Annotated in this window: 12 protein-coding genes; all 12 read left to right on the forward strand. The window is 44.1% G+C overall.

Going from position 1 to position 18,515, the window contains the following annotated elements; genetic code table 11:
* Window positions 1–5: 5 nt before the first annotated feature.
* Window positions 6–1,274, forward strand: a complete 1,269-nt coding sequence (locus tag D2U88_RS08275) for a BatA domain-containing protein (protein ID WP_182859133.1) — start codon at window positions 6–8, stop codon at window positions 1,272–1,274.
* On the forward strand, window positions 1,274–3,487 hold the full coding sequence (locus tag D2U88_RS08280) for a tryptophan-rich sensory protein (protein ID WP_235855755.1): 2,214 nt from the start codon (window positions 1,274–1,276) through the stop codon (window positions 3,485–3,487). The genes D2U88_RS08275 and D2U88_RS08280 overlap by 1 nt, the downstream gene beginning before the upstream one ends.
* Window positions 3,480–5,228, forward strand: coding sequence for a hypothetical protein (locus tag D2U88_RS08285; RefSeq protein ID WP_119639889.1), 1,749 nt, complete (start codon window positions 3,480–3,482; stop codon window positions 5,226–5,228). The genes D2U88_RS08280 and D2U88_RS08285 overlap by 8 nt, the downstream gene beginning before the upstream one ends.
* Before the next feature lie 256 nt (window positions 5,229–5,484).
* Complete coding sequence (locus D2U88_RS08290; protein ID WP_119639890.1) at window positions 5,485–6,027, forward strand: sigma-70 family RNA polymerase sigma factor; 543 nt, start codon at window positions 5,485–5,487, stop codon at window positions 6,025–6,027.
* An 84-nt stretch (window positions 6,028–6,111) separates the two neighbouring features.
* The gene (locus tag D2U88_RS08295) at window positions 6,112–7,305 is read left to right on the forward strand and encodes a FecR family protein (RefSeq protein WP_119639891.1); all 1,194 of its coding nucleotides are present in this window, start codon (window positions 6,112–6,114) and stop codon (window positions 7,303–7,305) included.
* Window positions 7,306–7,397: 92 nt separating this feature from the next.
* Complete coding sequence (locus D2U88_RS08300) at window positions 7,398–10,898, forward strand: SusC/RagA family TonB-linked outer membrane protein (RefSeq protein ID WP_119639892.1); 3,501 nt, start codon at window positions 7,398–7,400, stop codon at window positions 10,896–10,898.
* Window positions 10,899–10,908: 10 nt separating this feature from the next.
* On the forward strand, window positions 10,909–12,438 hold the full coding sequence (locus tag D2U88_RS08305; RefSeq protein ID WP_119639893.1) for a SusD/RagB family nutrient-binding outer membrane lipoprotein: 1,530 nt from the start codon (window positions 10,909–10,911) through the stop codon (window positions 12,436–12,438).
* 27 nt (window positions 12,439–12,465) lie between these two features.
* Window positions 12,466–13,965 carry a mandelate racemase/muconate lactonizing enzyme family protein gene (locus tag D2U88_RS08310; RefSeq protein WP_119639894.1) on the forward strand — a complete coding sequence of 500 codons (1,500 nt, stop codon included), beginning with the start codon at window positions 12,466–12,468 and terminating at the stop codon, window positions 13,963–13,965.
* Window positions 13,966–14,080: 115 nt separating this feature from the next.
* Entirely contained in the window at window positions 14,081–15,025 is a 945-nt protein-coding gene (locus D2U88_RS08315; protein ID WP_182859134.1) for an RraA family protein, read from the forward strand.
* A gap of 7 nt (window positions 15,026–15,032) precedes the next feature.
* On the forward strand, window positions 15,033–15,494 hold the full coding sequence (locus tag D2U88_RS08320; RefSeq protein ID WP_119639895.1) for a nuclear transport factor 2 family protein: 462 nt from the start codon (window positions 15,033–15,035) through the stop codon (window positions 15,492–15,494).
* Between the two features lie 64 nt (window positions 15,495–15,558).
* Entirely contained in the window at window positions 15,559–17,748 is a 2,190-nt protein-coding gene (locus tag D2U88_RS08325) for a pyrroloquinoline quinone-dependent dehydrogenase (RefSeq protein WP_220473495.1), read from the forward strand.
* Window positions 17,749–17,775: 27 nt separating this feature from the next.
* On the forward strand, window positions 17,776–18,515 hold a 740-nt coding region (locus D2U88_RS08330; RefSeq protein ID WP_147378562.1), incomplete at its 3' end, for a bile acid:sodium symporter family protein.

Here is an 18,515-nt window from a genome sequence, read left to right on the forward strand (position 1 = left end):
TGGTTTTGACGCATCCGACATATTTGTGGGCTTTATTGGGACTTTTGGTTCCCCTGGCCATTCATTTGTGGAGTAAAAAGGAGGCAAAGACCATTAAAATTGGGAGTGTTCAATTGTTGGACGAATCCAATTCCAGACAATCCAGCAGCATTCAACTGAACGAATGGTTGTTGCTGTTGCTTCGGATGCTGATTTTGGCATTGGTCTTACTGTTGATGGCTGGCCCGCAATGGCGCATCCAACACAATAAAAAGCAGATTACCTATTTGGTGGAGCCTTCTTTGGCCAATTATTCCTCGTTGATGGGTTTACTGGATAGTTTAAGCGAATCATCCCAAGTTTTGCTCCTAAAACAAGGGTTTCCGGAATGGGAACAGGATTTTGAGTTACCATCGGAACCTATGGTTCCGCAATATTGGCAGTTGGTACAAAGAATGGATTCTTTGGCTTCGGACAGTATCGTGGTTTTCACCAGGGCATATGTGGAAGGTGTAAAATCCATGAGGCCCAAAACGCGCAAAAAAATCCATTGGGTAGTAATGGAGTCCGATACCCTTTTTGAAAAGCCACTCTTGGCCTATCAAAGAGAAAAGGATATGGAATTGGTTTCATTGCAAGGAAACGGACAAACCACCTATTTCAAAAAGCAAACACTATCCGATGGATTTTCCCATGCAGGTGATAGTTTGAAATTAGAGGTTGATGGGAATATGCAAACTGTACCCTTAGTAGATTTGGATACGGTTCATGTCAACATCATGGCGGATACGGAATTCGAGACGGATCGGCAATATCTGGAAGCTTCCTTTCGTGCGCTTTCGAAGTTTTTGGATCGAAAAATTCAGGTCCAAAGCGTTGATGCTGATGTTGAAAATGAAGTCGGATTGAACATTTGGCTTCGTAAGAAAAAGTGGGAGCCCAAACCGGGAAAATGGTTAGTATTCAAAGAAGATATATTGTCCAATACATTGATTAAGGAAAGCGGCCAATCCAATGTGTATTGGCTCACTTCAACATTGAATACGGAGAACACCACCCAAAAACATTTTACGGAGCAATTGCTACGCCTTTTGGATTTGGATGCGGCCGTAACACCATTGGTAACCCAATATGATCAGCGCCAAATGGACGTTGCCGAACTAAAGCCCAACTATGTTGGAGAACCCAAGAAAAAGGAAAGGACTACACTACTGGATGTATCCCAATGGGTGTTTTGGATACTGGTGATTTTTATGGTCGTGGAACGTGTAACCGCATATGTAAAAAGGCAATGATGGGGGATAAGCGATTGAACGACTTTAAAAGGCGATGGCAACTGGTGCAGTACACGGAATGTGTGTTGTATGCTGTAGGTGTTGCCGGTCTTTCCTATTTGGCGAGCCAAAGTTTCTATCTTGGGATTTTAGGTTTTGTAGTGGGCATGGCAGTAGCTTTATTGCTTTTCAAGCCTTGGAAATTGTCTTCGGAACAAACGGTTGCCTATGTGGATGCCCATGTGCCGGAAGCTGGTTATAGTAGTGCCCTGTTGCTGATGTCACCATCCGAACTTTCCAATCTATCCAAGTTGCAACGCTATCGAGTGGCAACACAATTGGATGCCGTCATTGCCAAATTGAAACCTCCGCATCAGTTACCCATGGCGGCCATGGTGATGTTCGGGTTGATCATGATCGGACTGGCCACCCAGTTTATGCTGAAGGAATTTCAACCAAAAGATCAAACACCTTCAACTCCTCAAAGCATACAATTTGCTCCTTTGGATTCCGTGGAAACCAATGCAGCAATCCCCAAACTGAGTTCGACAAAGATTACCATTCATCAACCTGATTATACGGGAATCGCCAATGTAAGTACGGAGAACCCGAATATTAGCGCCGTAACTGGTGCTGTGATTTCGTGGCAATTGGAATTTGACGGGGAAGTTTCCAACGTTCGCATGGACAGGATGGGAGAAATATTTACCCTGAGCCAAAAGAATGGAGGTTTTAATCTTTCCCAAACATTGGAAACATCAGGGTTTTATAGTTTTTCTTTTGAGGACGCAAACGGAAACAAATTTGTGACCGATCTGTATTCCTTGGAAGCGATTGAAGATCAAACTCCCTTGGTTGAAATCGATGGGTTGGACCAATACAGTTATTTTGAATTTGATGATGCCAAGCAATTACCCTTGAATACCAAGGTTTCGGACGATTTTGGAATCAATGATGCTTACATTGTGGCCACGGTGAGCAAAGGTTCAGGGGAATCGGTCAAGTTTCGTGAGGAGACCATTCGTTTTGACGGTACACTTTCCAAAGGAGAAAAACAATTGCAACTGAAAAAGCTTTTAGATCTGGACAAACTGAAAATGGATCCAGGGGATGAGCTTTACTTTTATGTGGAGGCTAAGGACAATAAAATTCCGACTCCCAATATTTCGAGAAGTGAGACATACTTTGCTGTTATTCGCGACACCATTACCGATGATTTTGCTGTGGAAAGCACTTTGGGTGTAGATCAAATGCCCGATTATTTTAGAAGTCAGCGGCAGTTGATTATCGATACCGAAAAATTGATCAAGGACCGGCCCAGCCTTTCTGAAAAGGATTTTAAGTTCAAGAGCAATGAACTGGGCTTTGACCAAAAATCTCTTCGTTTAAAATACGGTCAGTTCATGGGTGATGAAACGGAATTACAGGCCGCCCCGGGTCAGGTGAGTTCCGTTGAAAGCGAACACGAGGAAGAGGAAGGCGAAGAAAAAGATCTTTTGGATGCCTATAGCCATAAACACGATAGCGACAACGAACACAATCTGGTCGAAGAACATGAAGGGCATAATGAAGAAGGAGGAGAGGAAGACCCTTTGCACGATTACCTCCATAACCATGATGACCCAGAGGAATCCACCTTGTTCGAAAAATCATTGAAAGCAAAGCTCAGGGATGCCCTGAGCATTATGTGGGATGCGGAACTGTACCTCAGATTGTACCAGCCGGAGAAATCGTTACCGTATCAGTACAAGGCCTTAAAGATCATTCAAGAAATCAAGAACAGTGCCCGTATCTATGTGCACCGAATAGGCTTTGACCCACCGCCTATCAAGGAAGAAAAAAGACTTACGGGAGATATTGAAGCCATTTCCAACTATGACAAAAAACAAGAGTTTGAGTACCAGATGTCCTTTGCTTCTTCCCGAAAGGCTATAGCAAGATTGGAGCAGCTGATCAAAGGCACTGAGTTTACGGAATCGGATAGGGACCTCTTTCAAAATGCAGGTAACGAATTGGCCAAAAAAGCCGTTGAAGAACCAGTGAAATATTTAAAAGTGCTTCAAGGGCTGCGAGATTTGGACAAGTCCACCAACCGAACAAAGGAGCATTATGCTACCGTTCAAAAAAGCTTGCTTTCTGTGTTGCCTCAGGTTGAAAACAACCCAGGGAAGGGAAACCAGTATGAGGATGAAATCAATAGGTTATTCATAAACGAATTGGGTAAGAATGATTGATGGACTGACCCTATTGAACCCAAAATTTCTGTGGCCCATAGTTTTGGGCTTGGCTGTCTTATGGACCATTTTTATTTGGAAAGAATGGTCACAAAGAAGAGAAAGAAGATTTTGGATTAAAATCATATTGGCCTTTATCGGGCTATCTTGCTTGGCCTTGATCATTTTGAAACCAGCCCTTCCAAAAGAGCAAGCCAAAGGTAGGGGTGTTGTATTGACAGAAGGATTCCGATCAACTCAACTGGATAGCTTAAAATCGAAATACAAGCGCATTCCAGTAGAACAATATGTACCCGGAAAAATGATGACGGTCACGGATGAAGCCGATTCGCTGTTCCTCTTGGGAAATGGATTGAAACCCTTCGATTTTTGGCAATTACAGGGTGAGTCCATAACGTTTTTAGGAGCAGATGAAACAAAAGGTTGGTCGGAGATCCAGCATGATAGCCCTATCAATTTGGGTGATGGCTTTCAGGTGATGGCCAAATATGTTCAACCTGAAAAAAATCATTGGGCCGTGCTGTTGGACAATGGGGGCAATCCTTTGGATTCCGTACTTTTTGAAGATAGTACATATACGAAAGTGACATTGAATACAAGGCCCAAGGCCGGCGGCAGATTTGAATATGCCTTAGTGGAAAAAGACTCAAGTGGGGCGATGGTGTCGATAGAACCTTTGCCAGTAGAAATTGAGGAAAGAGAACCTTTAAAAGTATTGATAGTTAACGATTTCCCTACATTTGAAACCAAATACTTGAAAAACTATTTGGCAGAAATGGGCCATCAAGTTTCGGTACGTTCCCAGTTGACCAAGAACAAGTATAAATTTGAGTATTTTAATGGGGCGGCCAATCCTATTTACCAGTTTACCCAAAAGGCTTTGGAAGAGTTGGACCTGCTCATCATTGATGCGGATTCCTATTACAATTTGAATAATTCCTCACGTTCGGCTCTCGAAAAAAGTATTAAGGATGATGGGTTGGGGCTTTTTGTACAACCCAACGCTTCTTTTTTTAAGCGTTCAAAAAGCGCTTTTTTGGAGTTTGTACCGGATTATTCCGAGAAGGTTACTTTTGATGGGCCTTCCCATACCTTGGAAAAATACCCTTATGCATTTCAAGGGAGTTTTCCAGCCCAATCCATTTTGATGGATTCAGTACCCATAGCTTCCTATTTGGTAAAGGGAAAAGGTAGGATAGCCACAACGGTATTGAAAAATAGTTACCAACTCATTTTAGAAGGGGACCAAGGATTGTATGCCCAATTATGGTCCAAAATTTTGAACGGAATTGCCCGTAAAAGCGAAAAGCTTGCCGAATGGGAGTCTGTCACCGAAATCTCTAGACCGGACGAACCTTCTCATTTTAAGTTGAGAACAGGCTTGCCCACACCATATGTTAAATCCGATGAGGCTGTAATTCCCCTTATTCAAAATCTGGAAATTCCAACAGTATGGCAGGGGACCACATATCCTAGGAACCCAGGCTGGAATCAACTGCAAATGCAAAAGGACTCCGCTGCTGATTTCCATTATTATGTGTATGATGATTTTCAACGAAAAACGGTTTCTCAAAACCGGACTTTGGAAGCCAATCTGCGAGAATTTGGAATGGGGAAAAGCGTAGAGGAAAGCAAAATAACTTCAACCCAAACGCTGGAACCTATTCCGCCGACTTGGTTTTTTGTATTGTTTCTATTGTGCATGGGCTGGTTGTGGTTGGAGCCCAAATTATCCGCTTGACAGTTTTTGAAACCATGCAGGTAGTTTTCAACAATTCAGATTCATGGTTTTTGCATCTTAAAGTTTAAGAAAAGGCATAATATAATAAAGAATAAATAAAAGGTTAGCAGAAGTTTATCTTAATTCTTTTTAGGTCGATTTTTACATATTCAGAATTATTTGAATATATTAGATGGATTTTTCAAAATTTTAGCGCTTATTTTATCTATTTCTCAATAGAAAGCAACCTCAATCTTAAGGGTGCGTTTTTTGATCAATGAAAAGACCGACCGAAGATACCATTAAGAAGATTTTTTTGGAGCACTACCAAGAATGGTGCATGCTCTCCTTTGCATTTCTTCATGACATGCAGGCAGCAGAGGATGTAGTACAGGATGTCATGGTCAAAATGCTTACCCGTAACGATTTGAACAAGATTGAGAATTTGGCGTCCTACGTTAAAGTGGCGGTAAAAAACACAAGTCTGCAAAAAATAAAATCGGAACAAAAGGTTCGAAAACTGGACGATGCTATTTCTCTGTTCGATACCTCTTATGAACAAGAACTCATTGATAGGGAAGAAAGGGCAAAAGTTCAAAAGGCGCTCAACATATTACCCGAACAAAGTAAACGGGTTTTTGAACTTTGTATCATTGAAGGCCTACAGTACAAGAGCACGGCGGATATCATGGGAATATCCACGAACACAGTAAAATACCATTTAAAAAAAGCCTTCAAAATACTTCGCCACACACTAAGTGGGTCATATTTTTTTAGCTTGATTATTGTCATTGTTACTTTTTTAAGTGTTAAAAATTGATTTTTTAACAAATTTCCGCTACCCGTTTTTCTGTTTTGATAATTCTATAGGTAAAAGGTGCCATCACCGTTAAGTAGAGTTCCTATGGAAATTGCCTTGTTGGTATACAAAAAGCTTACTTCAACACTTAGTGAATCGGAAAAGTCCGAGTTGGATAATTGGTTATCGGAGTCCGATGAGAACCAATTTCTATATCAAAGTATAGAAAACTACTATAAAAATGGTGGTGATATTTCTCGATTGGCTCAATTGAACCCGAATGAGGCTTGGAAAAAGGTGATGATGCAATATTCATCAACCAAACGGACCAAGACCAGAAAAATGCTGAGGGCTACCTACAAGTATGCGGCCATATTGGTCGTTGCCCTTTCTGCCGGGTATTTCTATTGGAACCAAAACTTCAATAATGAAACGATTGTAGATGATACCGTTCAGCAACAGGAGGGTATTGTGATTGTTTTCGACAATGGTGAAAAAATTGAGCTTTCATCCTCTGGCCAACAAGAATTGGTGGACAAACAAGGAAACAAACTTGGGCAAAGGAGTGGTCACCAACTGAACTACGCGAACAATGAAAATATGGATGAACTGGTTTATAATACCTTGACCATACCCAATGGCCAGCGTTTCGACATCATTCTTTCCGATAATACCCATGTATTTTTGAATGCAGGATCCTCTTTAAGATATCCGGTAACCTTTTTACCGGGCAAAAAGAGACAGGTCTATTTGCAAGGAGAGGCATTTTTTGAAGTGACCAAGGACAAGGAACATCCCTTTGTGGTGACCAGTGATAACATGGATGTCCAGGTATTGGGAACAAAGTTCAACGTTTCGGCATACCCCGAAGAAGAAAACATCAACACAGTATTGGTGGAAGGTTCGGTTAGGGTCAACGCTACTCCGGACAATGTCAGTGAAGATATTTCCTCAGTAATTCTTGAGCCTGGTCACATGGCCCAATGGGACAAAGCAGCCAAGTCCGCTAAAACCGAAGCGGTGGATACCGACCTGTATACCAGTTGGATGCAGGGTAAACTTGTATTGAGGGGGATGAAGTTCAAGGACATCATCAAAAAACTGGAAAGACATTACGGAGTTTCCATAGAAAACAGGAACGAAGCATTGAACAATCGAATCTTCACGGCAACCTTTGATGTGGAATCTATGGAGGAGGTGCTCAACACCTTTGTATCGGAAACCAAATTCGATTATAAAATAGAAGGAAAGCAAATAACCATATTAAATAACCAAAACCCTGATTTGCCTATGAAATAAATGCACATAAAAAAATCGGGAAATGCTGCAACATGTTCCCGATTGAGATTATCAACTTAAAAAAATAAGTTAACTAAAAACATTACAAAGGTATGAAAAATTACATCAAGCGCACTCTGCCTTGTTTAACTAACAACCTGTCGTTAACCGTGAAACTGACCGTTTTTCTTTTTATAGTTTCATTTTTCTCGACACATGCCAATTCCTATTCCCAGAAAACCAGACTTTCATTGGCCATGGATAATGTGGAGATTGCGCAAGTGTTCGAGCAAATCGAATCTGTGTCGGAGTTCAAGTTCTTTTACGACAACAAAAAAATCGATACACACCGAAAGGTTTCGGTATCGGCAGACCAAAAACTGATCACGGAAATCTTAGATCAGTTATTTAAGGGCACCAACGTCCTCTATGTCTTCAACAAACAACAGATTGTGTTGAAGCTTAGACCCAACCTTATGGATGACCCGACAAAAGCGGGATATTCCGATGCAAAGGCTCTTCAAAACACAATATCAGGTAAAGTGACCGACGCCAATGGAGCCCCCATTCCCGGAGCTTCCGTAGTTGAAAAAGGCACCACCAATGGTGTGGCGGCCGATTTTGATGGACTTTATCAGATTACGGTTCAAAACCCCAATGCAATTTTGGTGGTGAGTTCCATTGGATTTGCCAAAAAGGAAGTGCCCGTAGGCGGATCCACTGTCTTGAATGTGGTACTGCAGGAGGATACCCAAAACCTGAACGAAGTTGTGGTTACAGCATTGGGTATCAAGCAAGAAACCAAAAAACTGGGCTATTCTGTGGCCCAAGTGGATGCGGATGAGGTCAATGTGAACCGGTCTTCCAACTTTATGAACACCCTTCAGGGTAAAGTGGCGGGGGTCAACATTTCTTCTCTGAGTACCGGTCCTGGTGGATCTTCCAAAGTCAGGATTCGTGGACAGTCTTCCATTTCGGGGACCAACAATCCTCTGATTGTGGTTAACGGCGTTCCTATAGACAATACAACCTTTGGAACCAGTCCCGGTAGTACAAGCACCGAAGTGGGAACCAACAGTGGAGGTGTATTTTCGGATGGTGGTGATGGTTTTTCCAGTATCAACCCGGATGACATTGAAAGCATGACCATCTTAAAAGGCGCCACGGGAGCCGCACTATACGGGTCTAGGGCCAAGGATGGGGTCATCATGATCACCACCAAAAGCCGTGGATCAGGTGATGGATTGGGAATCACCTATAATTTGAACGTGACCAACCATACCCCATTGGATTTTACGGATTACCAGTACGAATACGGACAAGGTGAAAATGGGGTCCGACCCACTTCTGCGAACCCTACCTCTGGACAATGGTCCTTCGGGGAACGTTTTCAACCGGGCATGACCCAAATTCTTTTCAATGGACTTGAAGTTCCCTATGAGCCGGTTTACGATAGGATCAAAAAATTCTATAGGAACGGTTTGGACGTGACCAATTCCATCTCCTTTGCCGGGGGAAATGAAAAAGGAGGGTTCAATGTTTCCCTTTCAAATTTGAAAAGTGAGGGCATTACCCCGAACAATGAATTTGCTAGGAGCACCATCAGTTTAGGAACCACATATGACCTTTCGGATAAATTGAGTTTTGAAGCACATATCAATTACTCGAACGAGAAAAACACCAACCCTCCAAACGTTGGGCAACAGGATAACACCATTCCGGTTTCCTTGTTCAACTTGGCGAATTCCATGCCTTTGGATGTGTTGGAAGCGAACAAGTTTGATGAAAACGGAAATGAATATGTGTATTCCCGATTCAGGAACAGGACAAACCCTTACTTTACACTATCAGAACAGTTCAACAATATCAAGCGGGACCGTATTTTTGGTAATATTGCCATTAAATATGAGATTCTTCCCTGGTTGAACGCCCAACTTCGTGGAGGACAGGATTATTGGTCAAGGGCCCAGGACTACAATGGATTCCCAACAGGTCAGGCATCAAGGGCCGCGGCACCTGAGGGTTTTGTAAATGGTACTTACACCCAAGAAGCTAGGAGGTTCAGGGAAACCAATGTGGATTTCCTTATCTCGGCCAACAAGGATCTTTCCGAAGACTTTTCCGTTGGCCTGAATGTTGGTGGCAATAGAATGAAACGTACCCTTGATGTGAATAGGGTGGACGTTACCGATTTTGTGATTAGGGGATTGTACACCGTACAGAATGGCCGTGTAAAAGACCCTTCCTATAGTTTGTCGGAGCGTGCGGTAAATTCTTTATATGGTGCTGCCGATGTTTCTTTTCAGGACACTTACTTTTTGAGTGCCACGTTGAGGAACGACTGGTTTTCAACTTTGTCACCAGAGAATAGGAGCATCTTGTATCCTTCGGTTTCTGCGAGTTATATCGTATCCAATGCCTTTGCGGAACAACCGGATTGGCTCACGTTCGCAAAACTTCGCGTAGCATATGCAGAGGTGGGTAGTGATACCGATGTGCCTCCGTATTCCGACGCCTTGTTCTACGATATCAATTCCAACTTTTTTCCAAACATCGATGGGGATGCACAACCAGTGGCAGGAGCCAATACCAGTACGTTGCCCAATCCTGATTTGAGGCCCATGCGTACCAAGGAAACAGAAATCGGGCTTGATCTAAGAATGTTCGATAATAGGGTTGGATTGGATGTTGCCGTGTATCGCAAGACCACGATCGATCAGATCATTCCAGCACAAATCTCCAATGCTTCTGGATTTGTGAGCACCTTGATCAATAGTGGGGAGAGTAGAAGTGATGGTATAGAAGCCATGCTCAGTCTCAACCCGATCAGAACCAATGATTTCCGGTGGGATGTGAACGTGAACACTTCGTACAACAAGACCAAGGTGATCAGTCTTTTGACCGATACTCCAGGGGAATCTATTTTAGTGGGTAACCACGTTTTCAATGGATTTTTGTACCAAGTGGTTGGCGAGGAAATCGGACAATTGGCGGGCTTTGGTTATAAACGCGATGACCAAGGAAGACAGATTTTTGGGGACGATGGACGTGCCCTTAGAACGGACGAGATCCAATACTTTGGTAGTGCCCTTCCCAAATGGGTTGGAGGTATTACCAACACGTTTAAGTACAAGGATTTCAACTTTTCCTTCTTGATAGATTTCAAGTTGGGCAACAAGATGATCTCTGGAACCAACTTCAACGCAGTTCGCCATGGATTGCACAAAATGACCCTTCCAGGAAGGGATACAGGTGTAATCGGTGATGGGGTAAACCAAGCAGGAGAGACCAATACCGTGGCCACGGAATCCCAAAGGTATTGGGAAGTCGTTAGGTCTTCACAGATCATAGAGCCCATTGTGTATAACGGTGGTTATTGGAAATTGAGACAGGTGACCCTCGGATACGATTTCAGAAAGTTTATTCCTGAGGATTCCTTCGTGAGGGGGGCTACACTGAGTTTTGTGGCCAATAACGTGCTATTGCTCAAAAAATGGGTGGATAATATTGATCCGGATTCTTTCAGTTACAGCTCGGACAATGTATCGGGATTGGAGTCTACCGGTGTTCCAACAACGCGTAGCATGGGCTTTAATCTAAATCTAAAATTTTAAGAGAAGAATTATGAAAGACAATAAAAAGATCATAGCAACAATGCTCATGGTTGTGTTCCTCTTTATTGGTTGTGAGAAGGATTTCGATGAAATAAACACCAATTCAGTAGACCCTACCAGTGAAAGCGTCGACCCGACCTTTTTGTTGAACAATGCCATCATAGGTTTGTCCTTTTCCAACGGACAGGTCATCTATGATATGGGTATCGTACAACAGATGGTAACCCCGAACTCTGGGATTTTGACAGGTGCCAACTACAACCAGGATAACCGTAGTGCAACCGAACTGCAATGGACCGATTACTATGAGAACGTGATCAAACATACTGGTGATTTGATTGCCCAATTGGCCGATAAACCGGAAAGGAGCAATCTTTTGCACATGGCCACGATTGTACAGTCCTATGCTTTTATGGTATTGACCGACACCTATGGTGATGTACCGTATTCGGAAGCAGGTAAAGGTTTCTCCGATCAAATTGTACTGCCTAAATACGATTCCCAAGAATTCATCTATACCGATATGATTGCCCAACTGAAAGCAGCGGTGGAGGGTTTTTCAGACGCCGCCGAAGATGAAGATGGGGAAGTCATGTATGCCGGAAATCTAGATCAATGGAGAAAACTGGGATATTCCCTTTTGCTCAGGATAGGAATGCGATTGGTGAAGGTAGACGCGCAACTGGCCCAAGAAACTGTTCAATATGCGTTCAACGGAGGAGTATTGGAATCCAACGACGATAATTTTGTGGTGAGGCATGACAACAATTTCAATAACCCAATTGGGAGCTATCTTAATGGTTCCGAAGCAAATAACTTTTATTTGACAGGGTATTTTGTGGATTATCTTTCCTCAAATTCGGATCCCCGCTTGGCATCTATCGCAGTGCGATATGTAGGAGCGGCATCTGGAGCCGAACAGACCGAGGACAATGCCTCTACGGATCCTGCAGATCAGATAGGGATGCCTGTTGGGTACGATAATGTGTCTATTGACCCCGTGGTCGCGGACCTAGGCTTGGAAAGTTTCTATGCCTTTAGCCAAGTGGACAGGAGCAGAATGGTTACCATTAGTTCTCCCCAGTTTCTTTTGACCTATTCCCAGACCCAACTGCTGTTGGCAGAGGCTGCTGAAAGAGGATGGGTTACAGGGGATCCACAGGATTATTTTGAAGCTGGAATCCGAGCTAACATGGAGCAAATGGCTGATTACGGTACCGATACAGCTATCGATGCTGCGGATATAGATACCTACTTGGCCGCCAATACCTTGGACGGGACCAACAATTTGGAACTGATCAATACGCAGTACTGGGTTTCCTCCTTTCTCAATGGTCCGGAAGCCTACGCGAATTTCAGAAGATCGGGATTCCCCGATTTGTCCCCGAATACCTATCCAGGTCAGGATATTACAGGAGATTTCATCAATAGGTTGACGTACCCCAATGCGGAGATTGCAGTAAATGGGGCCAATCTGAATGAGGCCGTGTCCCGAATGGGACCGGATAATCTCGATACCCGGGTATGGTGGGACCAATAGTAAAAATCAAATTAAATATAAAAAAGCATGAAATCGGTATTGAAACACATTATCGCAAAGAACAAAAAAGAAGAGAACGATTATAAACTGGCCAGACAGGTAGAAATCGACAACCCAAAGACCACGGATGACAGACGTAATTTCCTGAAAAAGACAGCTTTGGGTGGTATTGCCATGACCAGTATGATGGGCTTGGGCATTGAAGATACCATTGCCCAGACCACATCCAAAGTGAGTAGAATGTCTGCCCCCTCAGATCTTAAGATTACGGATATGCGCTATGCACTGACCAGTGTTATGGGAGGTACGGCCATCATCAAAATAGAGACCAACCAAGGCATTTATGGCCTTGGTGAGGTCAGGGATGCTGCCGATGTGCGTTATGCCCTGTTCCTCAAGAGCCGCATTTTGGGAGAGAACCCTTGCAACGTGGAAAAAATCTTCAAGAGCATTAAGCAATTTGGAGGTCCGTCACGTCAAGCTGGTGGTGTCTGTGGTGTGGAAATGGCCCTTTGGGATATTTGTGGCAAGGCCTATAACGTTCCCGCTTGGCAATTGCTCGGCGGAAGGTACAGGGACAAAGTGCGCATGTATGCCGATACCCCGGAAGCCAGTTCCCCGGAAGAGCAAAAGAAGTTGATCGAGTACAGGACCAAGGAGCAGGGCTACACATGGCTAAAAATGGATGTTTCCATCGGTGAATTAAGGGGAAAACCAGGAACTGTGGTAAACAGCAAGTTTTGGGAAAACGATAGGGGAGTATTGGCACAGTGGGGAGATCGTAGGAACATGATGTCCTATGGGAATACCATGCACCCTTTTACCCAAATTCAGATTACGGAGAAAGGGTTGGATGAATTGGCCCAGATTGTGGAAAATGTCCGAAATATGGTAGGCTATGATATTCCTATTTCAACCGATCACTATGGCCACTTCGACCTTAACAATGGAATCCGATTGGCCAAGAAATTGGATAAATATCGATTGGCTTGGTTTGAGGATATGGTGCCATGGCAGTACCATGAGCAATGGAAGACCATCACAGAGGCAATTGAGACCCCTACCACCACAGGTGAAGACATTTATTTGTTGAAAGATTTTAAACCTTTGATCGAGAACAGGTCGGTGGACATTATCCACCCTGATTTGGCATCTTCTGGAGGTTTGCTGGAGACCAAACGTATTGGCGACTATGCCGAGGAATACGGGATTGCTATGGCCATGCACCAAGCAGGCACCCCGGTTTCTTTCATGTCCAACGTACATTGTGCGGCAGCTACCCAAAATTTTCTTGCCTTGGAACACCATTCCGTGGATTTGCCCTGGTGGGAAGACCTCGTAACAACCGTGGGTGGATTCAAAATGATAGACAAAGGATTTGCCACGGTACCGTTGACTGCTCCTGGACTTGGAATTGAATTGAACGAAGATGTGGTCAAGGAACACTTGCACCCAACCGATAAGAGCTTCTTCAAGTCGACCAAGGAATGGGACGAGTTGAGGTCACATGATAGAACTTATAGCTAGTAGTGAAGCTAAGTTGTTTATAAGTTGTTTAGTTAATTAAAGATAGGCCCATGGTCAATTTTTCAAAGATCATGGGCTTTGATTAAATTTTTTGATGAACCAAACTAAATCTAAAATGAAAAAAGATCAAATGAAAAACATGTTGCTATTGGCCTGTTTTGTAGTAACACTTGGTATGAGCGCACAAAAAGTGGGTTCGTCCCCAGAGTATGTTAAGGCTTTGACCAGTCAATGGGAAGGAGAGCGTTTTTCCGATGGCAGGCCAAAAGTATCGGACGCCCTGTTGGGTAGACTGAAAAAAATACGGATAGAGGAAGCTTGGGGCTACCTCCGCCGAAAAGGATTCAACAACCAATACGAAGGGGGCTGGAAGATCATCCATCCGGAAGGGGTCATGACCGGACGTGTGGTGACCGCACAATATGTGCCCCTGCGCCCAGATCTAAAGGAATATGTAAAACTACAAGGAGCCAAGGAAAAAAGGGACACCATTGGAGGTAGCAATTCCTGGCCCATAGAAATTTTGGTCAACGGAGATGTATATGTGGCCGATGGCTACGGAAGAATTATTGACGGAACCCTTATTGGTTCCAACTTGGGGAATGCCATTTATGCCAATTCCAAGAACGGGGTGGTGTTCGATGGTGGTGTTCGCGATCTGGGCGGACTCCTAGAAATTGAAGGGTTCAATGGCTGGTACCGTGATGAGGATCCTTCCTACCTTCAAGAGCAAATGCTTACCACGATCAATGCACCTATCCGCATAGGTCGCGCCACGGTTCTGCCCGGCGATGTGGTCTTGGCGAACAGACACGGTACTATTTTTATACCCTCACACTTGGTTGCAGAATTGGTGATTTCCTCTGAAGTGGTGGCACTTCGTGACGAGTTCGGCTTCCAAAGACTCCGTGAGAAAACCTATACCGCTGGACAAATCGATACACGATGGACGGATGAGATCAAAGCCGATTTTACGGATTGGCTTAAGAAGTATCCTGACACCAAATTACCGATGACCCGCGCCGAATTGAACGACCATCTTAAAAAGAACAATTATTGATCTGATTATGGGAAAGATAAGAATAAGTAAACAGATCATATTGTTCATTGGGGTGATAGCTATCACATCTTGTGCTTCTTCCACGGACCAGAAACAATTGGATAAGGAAATGGTACTGCAGACTCTTAAAAAGTTTGATGATGCCGTAATCGCAAGGGACGAAGTCACACTCAAAGCCATAACGGCCACCAATTTGAGCTATGGCCACTCCAGTGGAAAAATACAGGACAAGGCAGAATTTGTTGATGACGTGGTCAATGGATCCTTCCAGTTTGTGTCCATTACCAATGATAATCAAAGTGTGAACATATCGGAAAATGTCGCCATCGTTAGGCACATACTTTCTGCCGATGCCACAAATGCAGGTCAACCGGCCAAGGTGCATATCGGGATCATCATGGTGTTCCAGTTGGATGAAAATGATAAGATGGTGCTTCTGGCACGTCAGGCCTATAGGCTACCCAGCTGATAATTTGAAAGTTTTGGAATGTATAGTTTGAATTTCAAATACTGGATGAATTAAAATGCAAAGAATGATGTTGTCGGTTTTGGTCGGCTTTATAGTATTCGGATGTGCCGTGGAAACGGAAAAGGATGAATACATCGATTTGGAAACAGGAAAGGATTGGCCTGTGTATGGAGGCAATCGGAACAACAAAAGATATTCCCCTTTAGATCAAATCAATAAAGAAAATGTCCAGAATTTGGAAGTGGCATGGGTTTATGATGCCCGTGACTATGTAGATGGAGCAATACCTAAAAGGCAAAAGGCCATCCAATGCCAACCCATTGTAAAGGACGGTATACTATATGGCACAACGCCAGAACTTAACCTTTTTGCTTTGAACGCGGCCACAGGGGAAGAACTTTGGAAGTTTGAACCTATGGCAGATGGTCGAAGGTACAACATCAGTGCCAGTAGGGGAATCACCTATTGGGAAAAAGGCGAGGATAAACGGATTCTTTATACCTCGGGTTCGTTCCTCTATGCCGTGAACGCAAGAACAGGCAAAGCAATTGAAACATTTGGAACTAAAGGAAAAGTAGACCTTCATACGGGCTTGGCTGAAGGTTTGGATGTGGACATCAGTGCTGCGGCCGTCAATGCCACCAGTCCGGGAATTGTTTACAAGGATTTGTACATCACGGGTTCCAGTGTTTCCGAAGGAGGCAATGCCGCTCCCGGTGATGTCCGTGCCTTCAACATCATCACAGGAGGGTTGGAGTGGACATTCCATACCATACCTCGACCTGGCGAAGAAGGATATGATACTTGGCCAAAAGAAGCCTATAAAGAACAGGGAGGGGCCAATAGCTGGGGAGGTATGTCCTTGGATGTAGATCGCGGAGTGGTCTACTTTGGTACAGGTTCCGCATCCTCGGATTTTTATGGGGGCAATAGGGAAGGAAAGAATCTTTTTGGGAACAGTGTGGTAGCGCTGGATGCATCAACGGGAAAACTAAAATGGTATTTTCAAACGGTACAACATGACCTTTGGGACAGGGATTTGCCTTGTCCACCCAATTTAGCGACCATAACCCACAATGGTAAAAAGTTGGATGTGGTGGTGCAGGTGAGCAAGGACGGACTCATTTATGTTCTGGACAGGGATTCCGGAACTTCGATTTTTCCGATGGAGGAACGTCAGGTTCCTACAGAAGGAGGATTACCAGGCGAACATCCCTATCCGGTACAAAAGTTTCCTTTGAAACCCGAACCGTTGTCACATCAAGTTTTTACAGAGGATATCATTACAGATTTGTCTCCTGAATCGCATGCCTATGTCAAGGAGCTCTACGACCAATATCGGACAGATGAAAAATTTGCCCTGCCCAATGAAAAGGGGACCATCATGTTCGGATATAGTGGTGGAGCCGAGTGGGGAGGCAATGCCACTGATTTGGACGGCGTGCTCTACCAAAACTCTAATGATGATCCTTGGCTTTTAGTGATGGAAGACGCCGAAACCAGAAGAAAGGAGCGTGAAAAGGTCTTGACGGGAGAAGAGCGTTACCAAAGGAACTGCGCCATGTGTCATGGTGTTGATAGAACGGGCACCACTGAGTTTCCAAGCCTTGTGGGTATTGGGGAACGATTTACGGAAACACAGATTTTGGAACTGCTCAAATCTGGAACAGGTAGGATGCCTTCGTTTCAACATATTCCCGAAGAGGGGAAAAGGGCCATTGCCACCTATATTTTGGATTTGCCCACAGGAATGCACCAAACAGCCAATCCTGAAAAAACGGCAATCCAAGAAAATGAGGAAAAAGAAAAAAGTTTTGGTTACGAGGCCAAATATGTCATCAAAACATGGAAAAAACTAACGGACCAGAATGGATATCCGGCCATAAAACCACCTTGGGGGACCCTGAATGCGATTGATTTGAGCACTGGGGAATATTTATGGCGTGTTCCTCTCGGTGAATATCCGGAACTTACGGAAAAGGGAGTTCCCATAACTGGTACTGAAAGTTATGGTGGTCCCATAGTGACGTCAGGTGGATTGGTGTTCATTGCAGGAACAAAGGACGAGAAAATAAGGGCGTTTGACAAAAAGACCGGAGCAGTGGTTTGGGAACATCAACTTCCAGCAGGGGGATTTGCCACACCCATCACCTATGAAGTGGATGGAAAACAATATGTGGTGATTGCTGCCGGTGGAGGTCGGGGGCAAAAACCAGGTGGGGATTATATCGCCTTTGCCCTAAAGGAACAATAACGAAACTAACATTTAAAACTTTTGATTTTGAAAAAGAATACTTTACATAATATATCCTTGGGCTTGGCAGTAGTGGCCTTGTTGATTTTTGTTTATCAGGCTTTTCAAGGAAACATTTCAGGAGCTGGCCCGTTTATCATTGCATTTTTTGTGCTTTTGGCCATTGGTTTCAATGGTTATAAGATGTTGAAGGGTTTTGTTTTTGCTGTACTCATTTTCGCAGGGGTGGCCCTGTCCTTGTACTGGCCCCAATATTTCGTTCAGATTGGGGACTTTAAGCTGACGGGGTTGATCATCCCTTTGATCCAGATCATCATGTTCGGGATGGGGACCTCCATGAGCATCAAGGATTTCGCTGGGATCATCAAATCCCCAAAAGGGGTATTGGTGGGCGTGACCGCGCAGTTGGCCATCATGCCGATCATCGGTTATGTTCTGGCCAATATCAGTGGTTTTACCCCGGAGATTGCCGCGGGAATCGTTTTGATCGGTTGCTCGCCAAGCGGGGTCGCCTCCAATGTGATGGCCTACCTGGCCAAGGCCAACCTGGCCCTTTCCATTACCATCACCTCCATTGCCACGCTGTTGGCGCCTTTTGTCACCCCCTTGTTGATGAAGCTGTTGGCCGGTCAGTTCGTGGAGATCGATGTGTTGACCATGATGTGGAGCATCACCAAGATGATCATTTTGCCCATCGGTGCCGGATTGCTGTTCAATTATTTGTTGCACGGCAAGACCAAATGGTTGGATGATATCATGCCGATGCT

Origin of the sequence: Flagellimonas aequoris, from assembly GCF_003584165.1 — a bacterium.
GTDB lineage: Bacteria > Bacteroidota > Bacteroidia > Flavobacteriales > Flavobacteriaceae > Flagellimonas > Flagellimonas aequoris.

Coding starts and splice junctions, on each gene's coding strand:
- D2U88_RS08280 (WP_235855755.1), top strand. CDS start 1,274: ATGGGGGATAAGCGATTGAACGACTTTAAAAGGCGATGGCAACTGGTG.
- D2U88_RS08285 (WP_119639889.1), top strand. CDS start 3,480: ATGATTGATGGACTGACCCTATTGAACCCAAAATTTCTGTGGCCCATA.
- D2U88_RS08290 (WP_119639890.1), top strand. CDS start 5,485: ATGAAAAGACCGACCGAAGATACCATTAAGAAGATTTTTTTGGAGCAC.
- D2U88_RS08295 (WP_119639891.1), top strand. CDS start 6,112: ATGGAAATTGCCTTGTTGGTATACAAAAAGCTTACTTCAACACTTAGT.
- D2U88_RS08300 (WP_119639892.1), top strand. CDS start 7,398: ATGAAAAATTACATCAAGCGCACTCTGCCTTGTTTAACTAACAACCTG.
- D2U88_RS08305 (WP_119639893.1), top strand. CDS start 10,909: ATGAAAGACAATAAAAAGATCATAGCAACAATGCTCATGGTTGTGTTC.
- D2U88_RS08310 (WP_119639894.1), top strand. CDS start 12,466: ATGAAATCGGTATTGAAACACATTATCGCAAAGAACAAAAAAGAAGAG.
- D2U88_RS08315 (WP_182859134.1), top strand. CDS start 14,081: ATGAAAAAAGATCAAATGAAAAACATGTTGCTATTGGCCTGTTTTGTA.
- D2U88_RS08320 (WP_119639895.1), top strand. CDS start 15,033: ATGGGAAAGATAAGAATAAGTAAACAGATCATATTGTTCATTGGGGTG.
- D2U88_RS08325 (WP_220473495.1), top strand. CDS start 15,559: ATGATGTTGTCGGTTTTGGTCGGCTTTATAGTATTCGGATGTGCCGTG.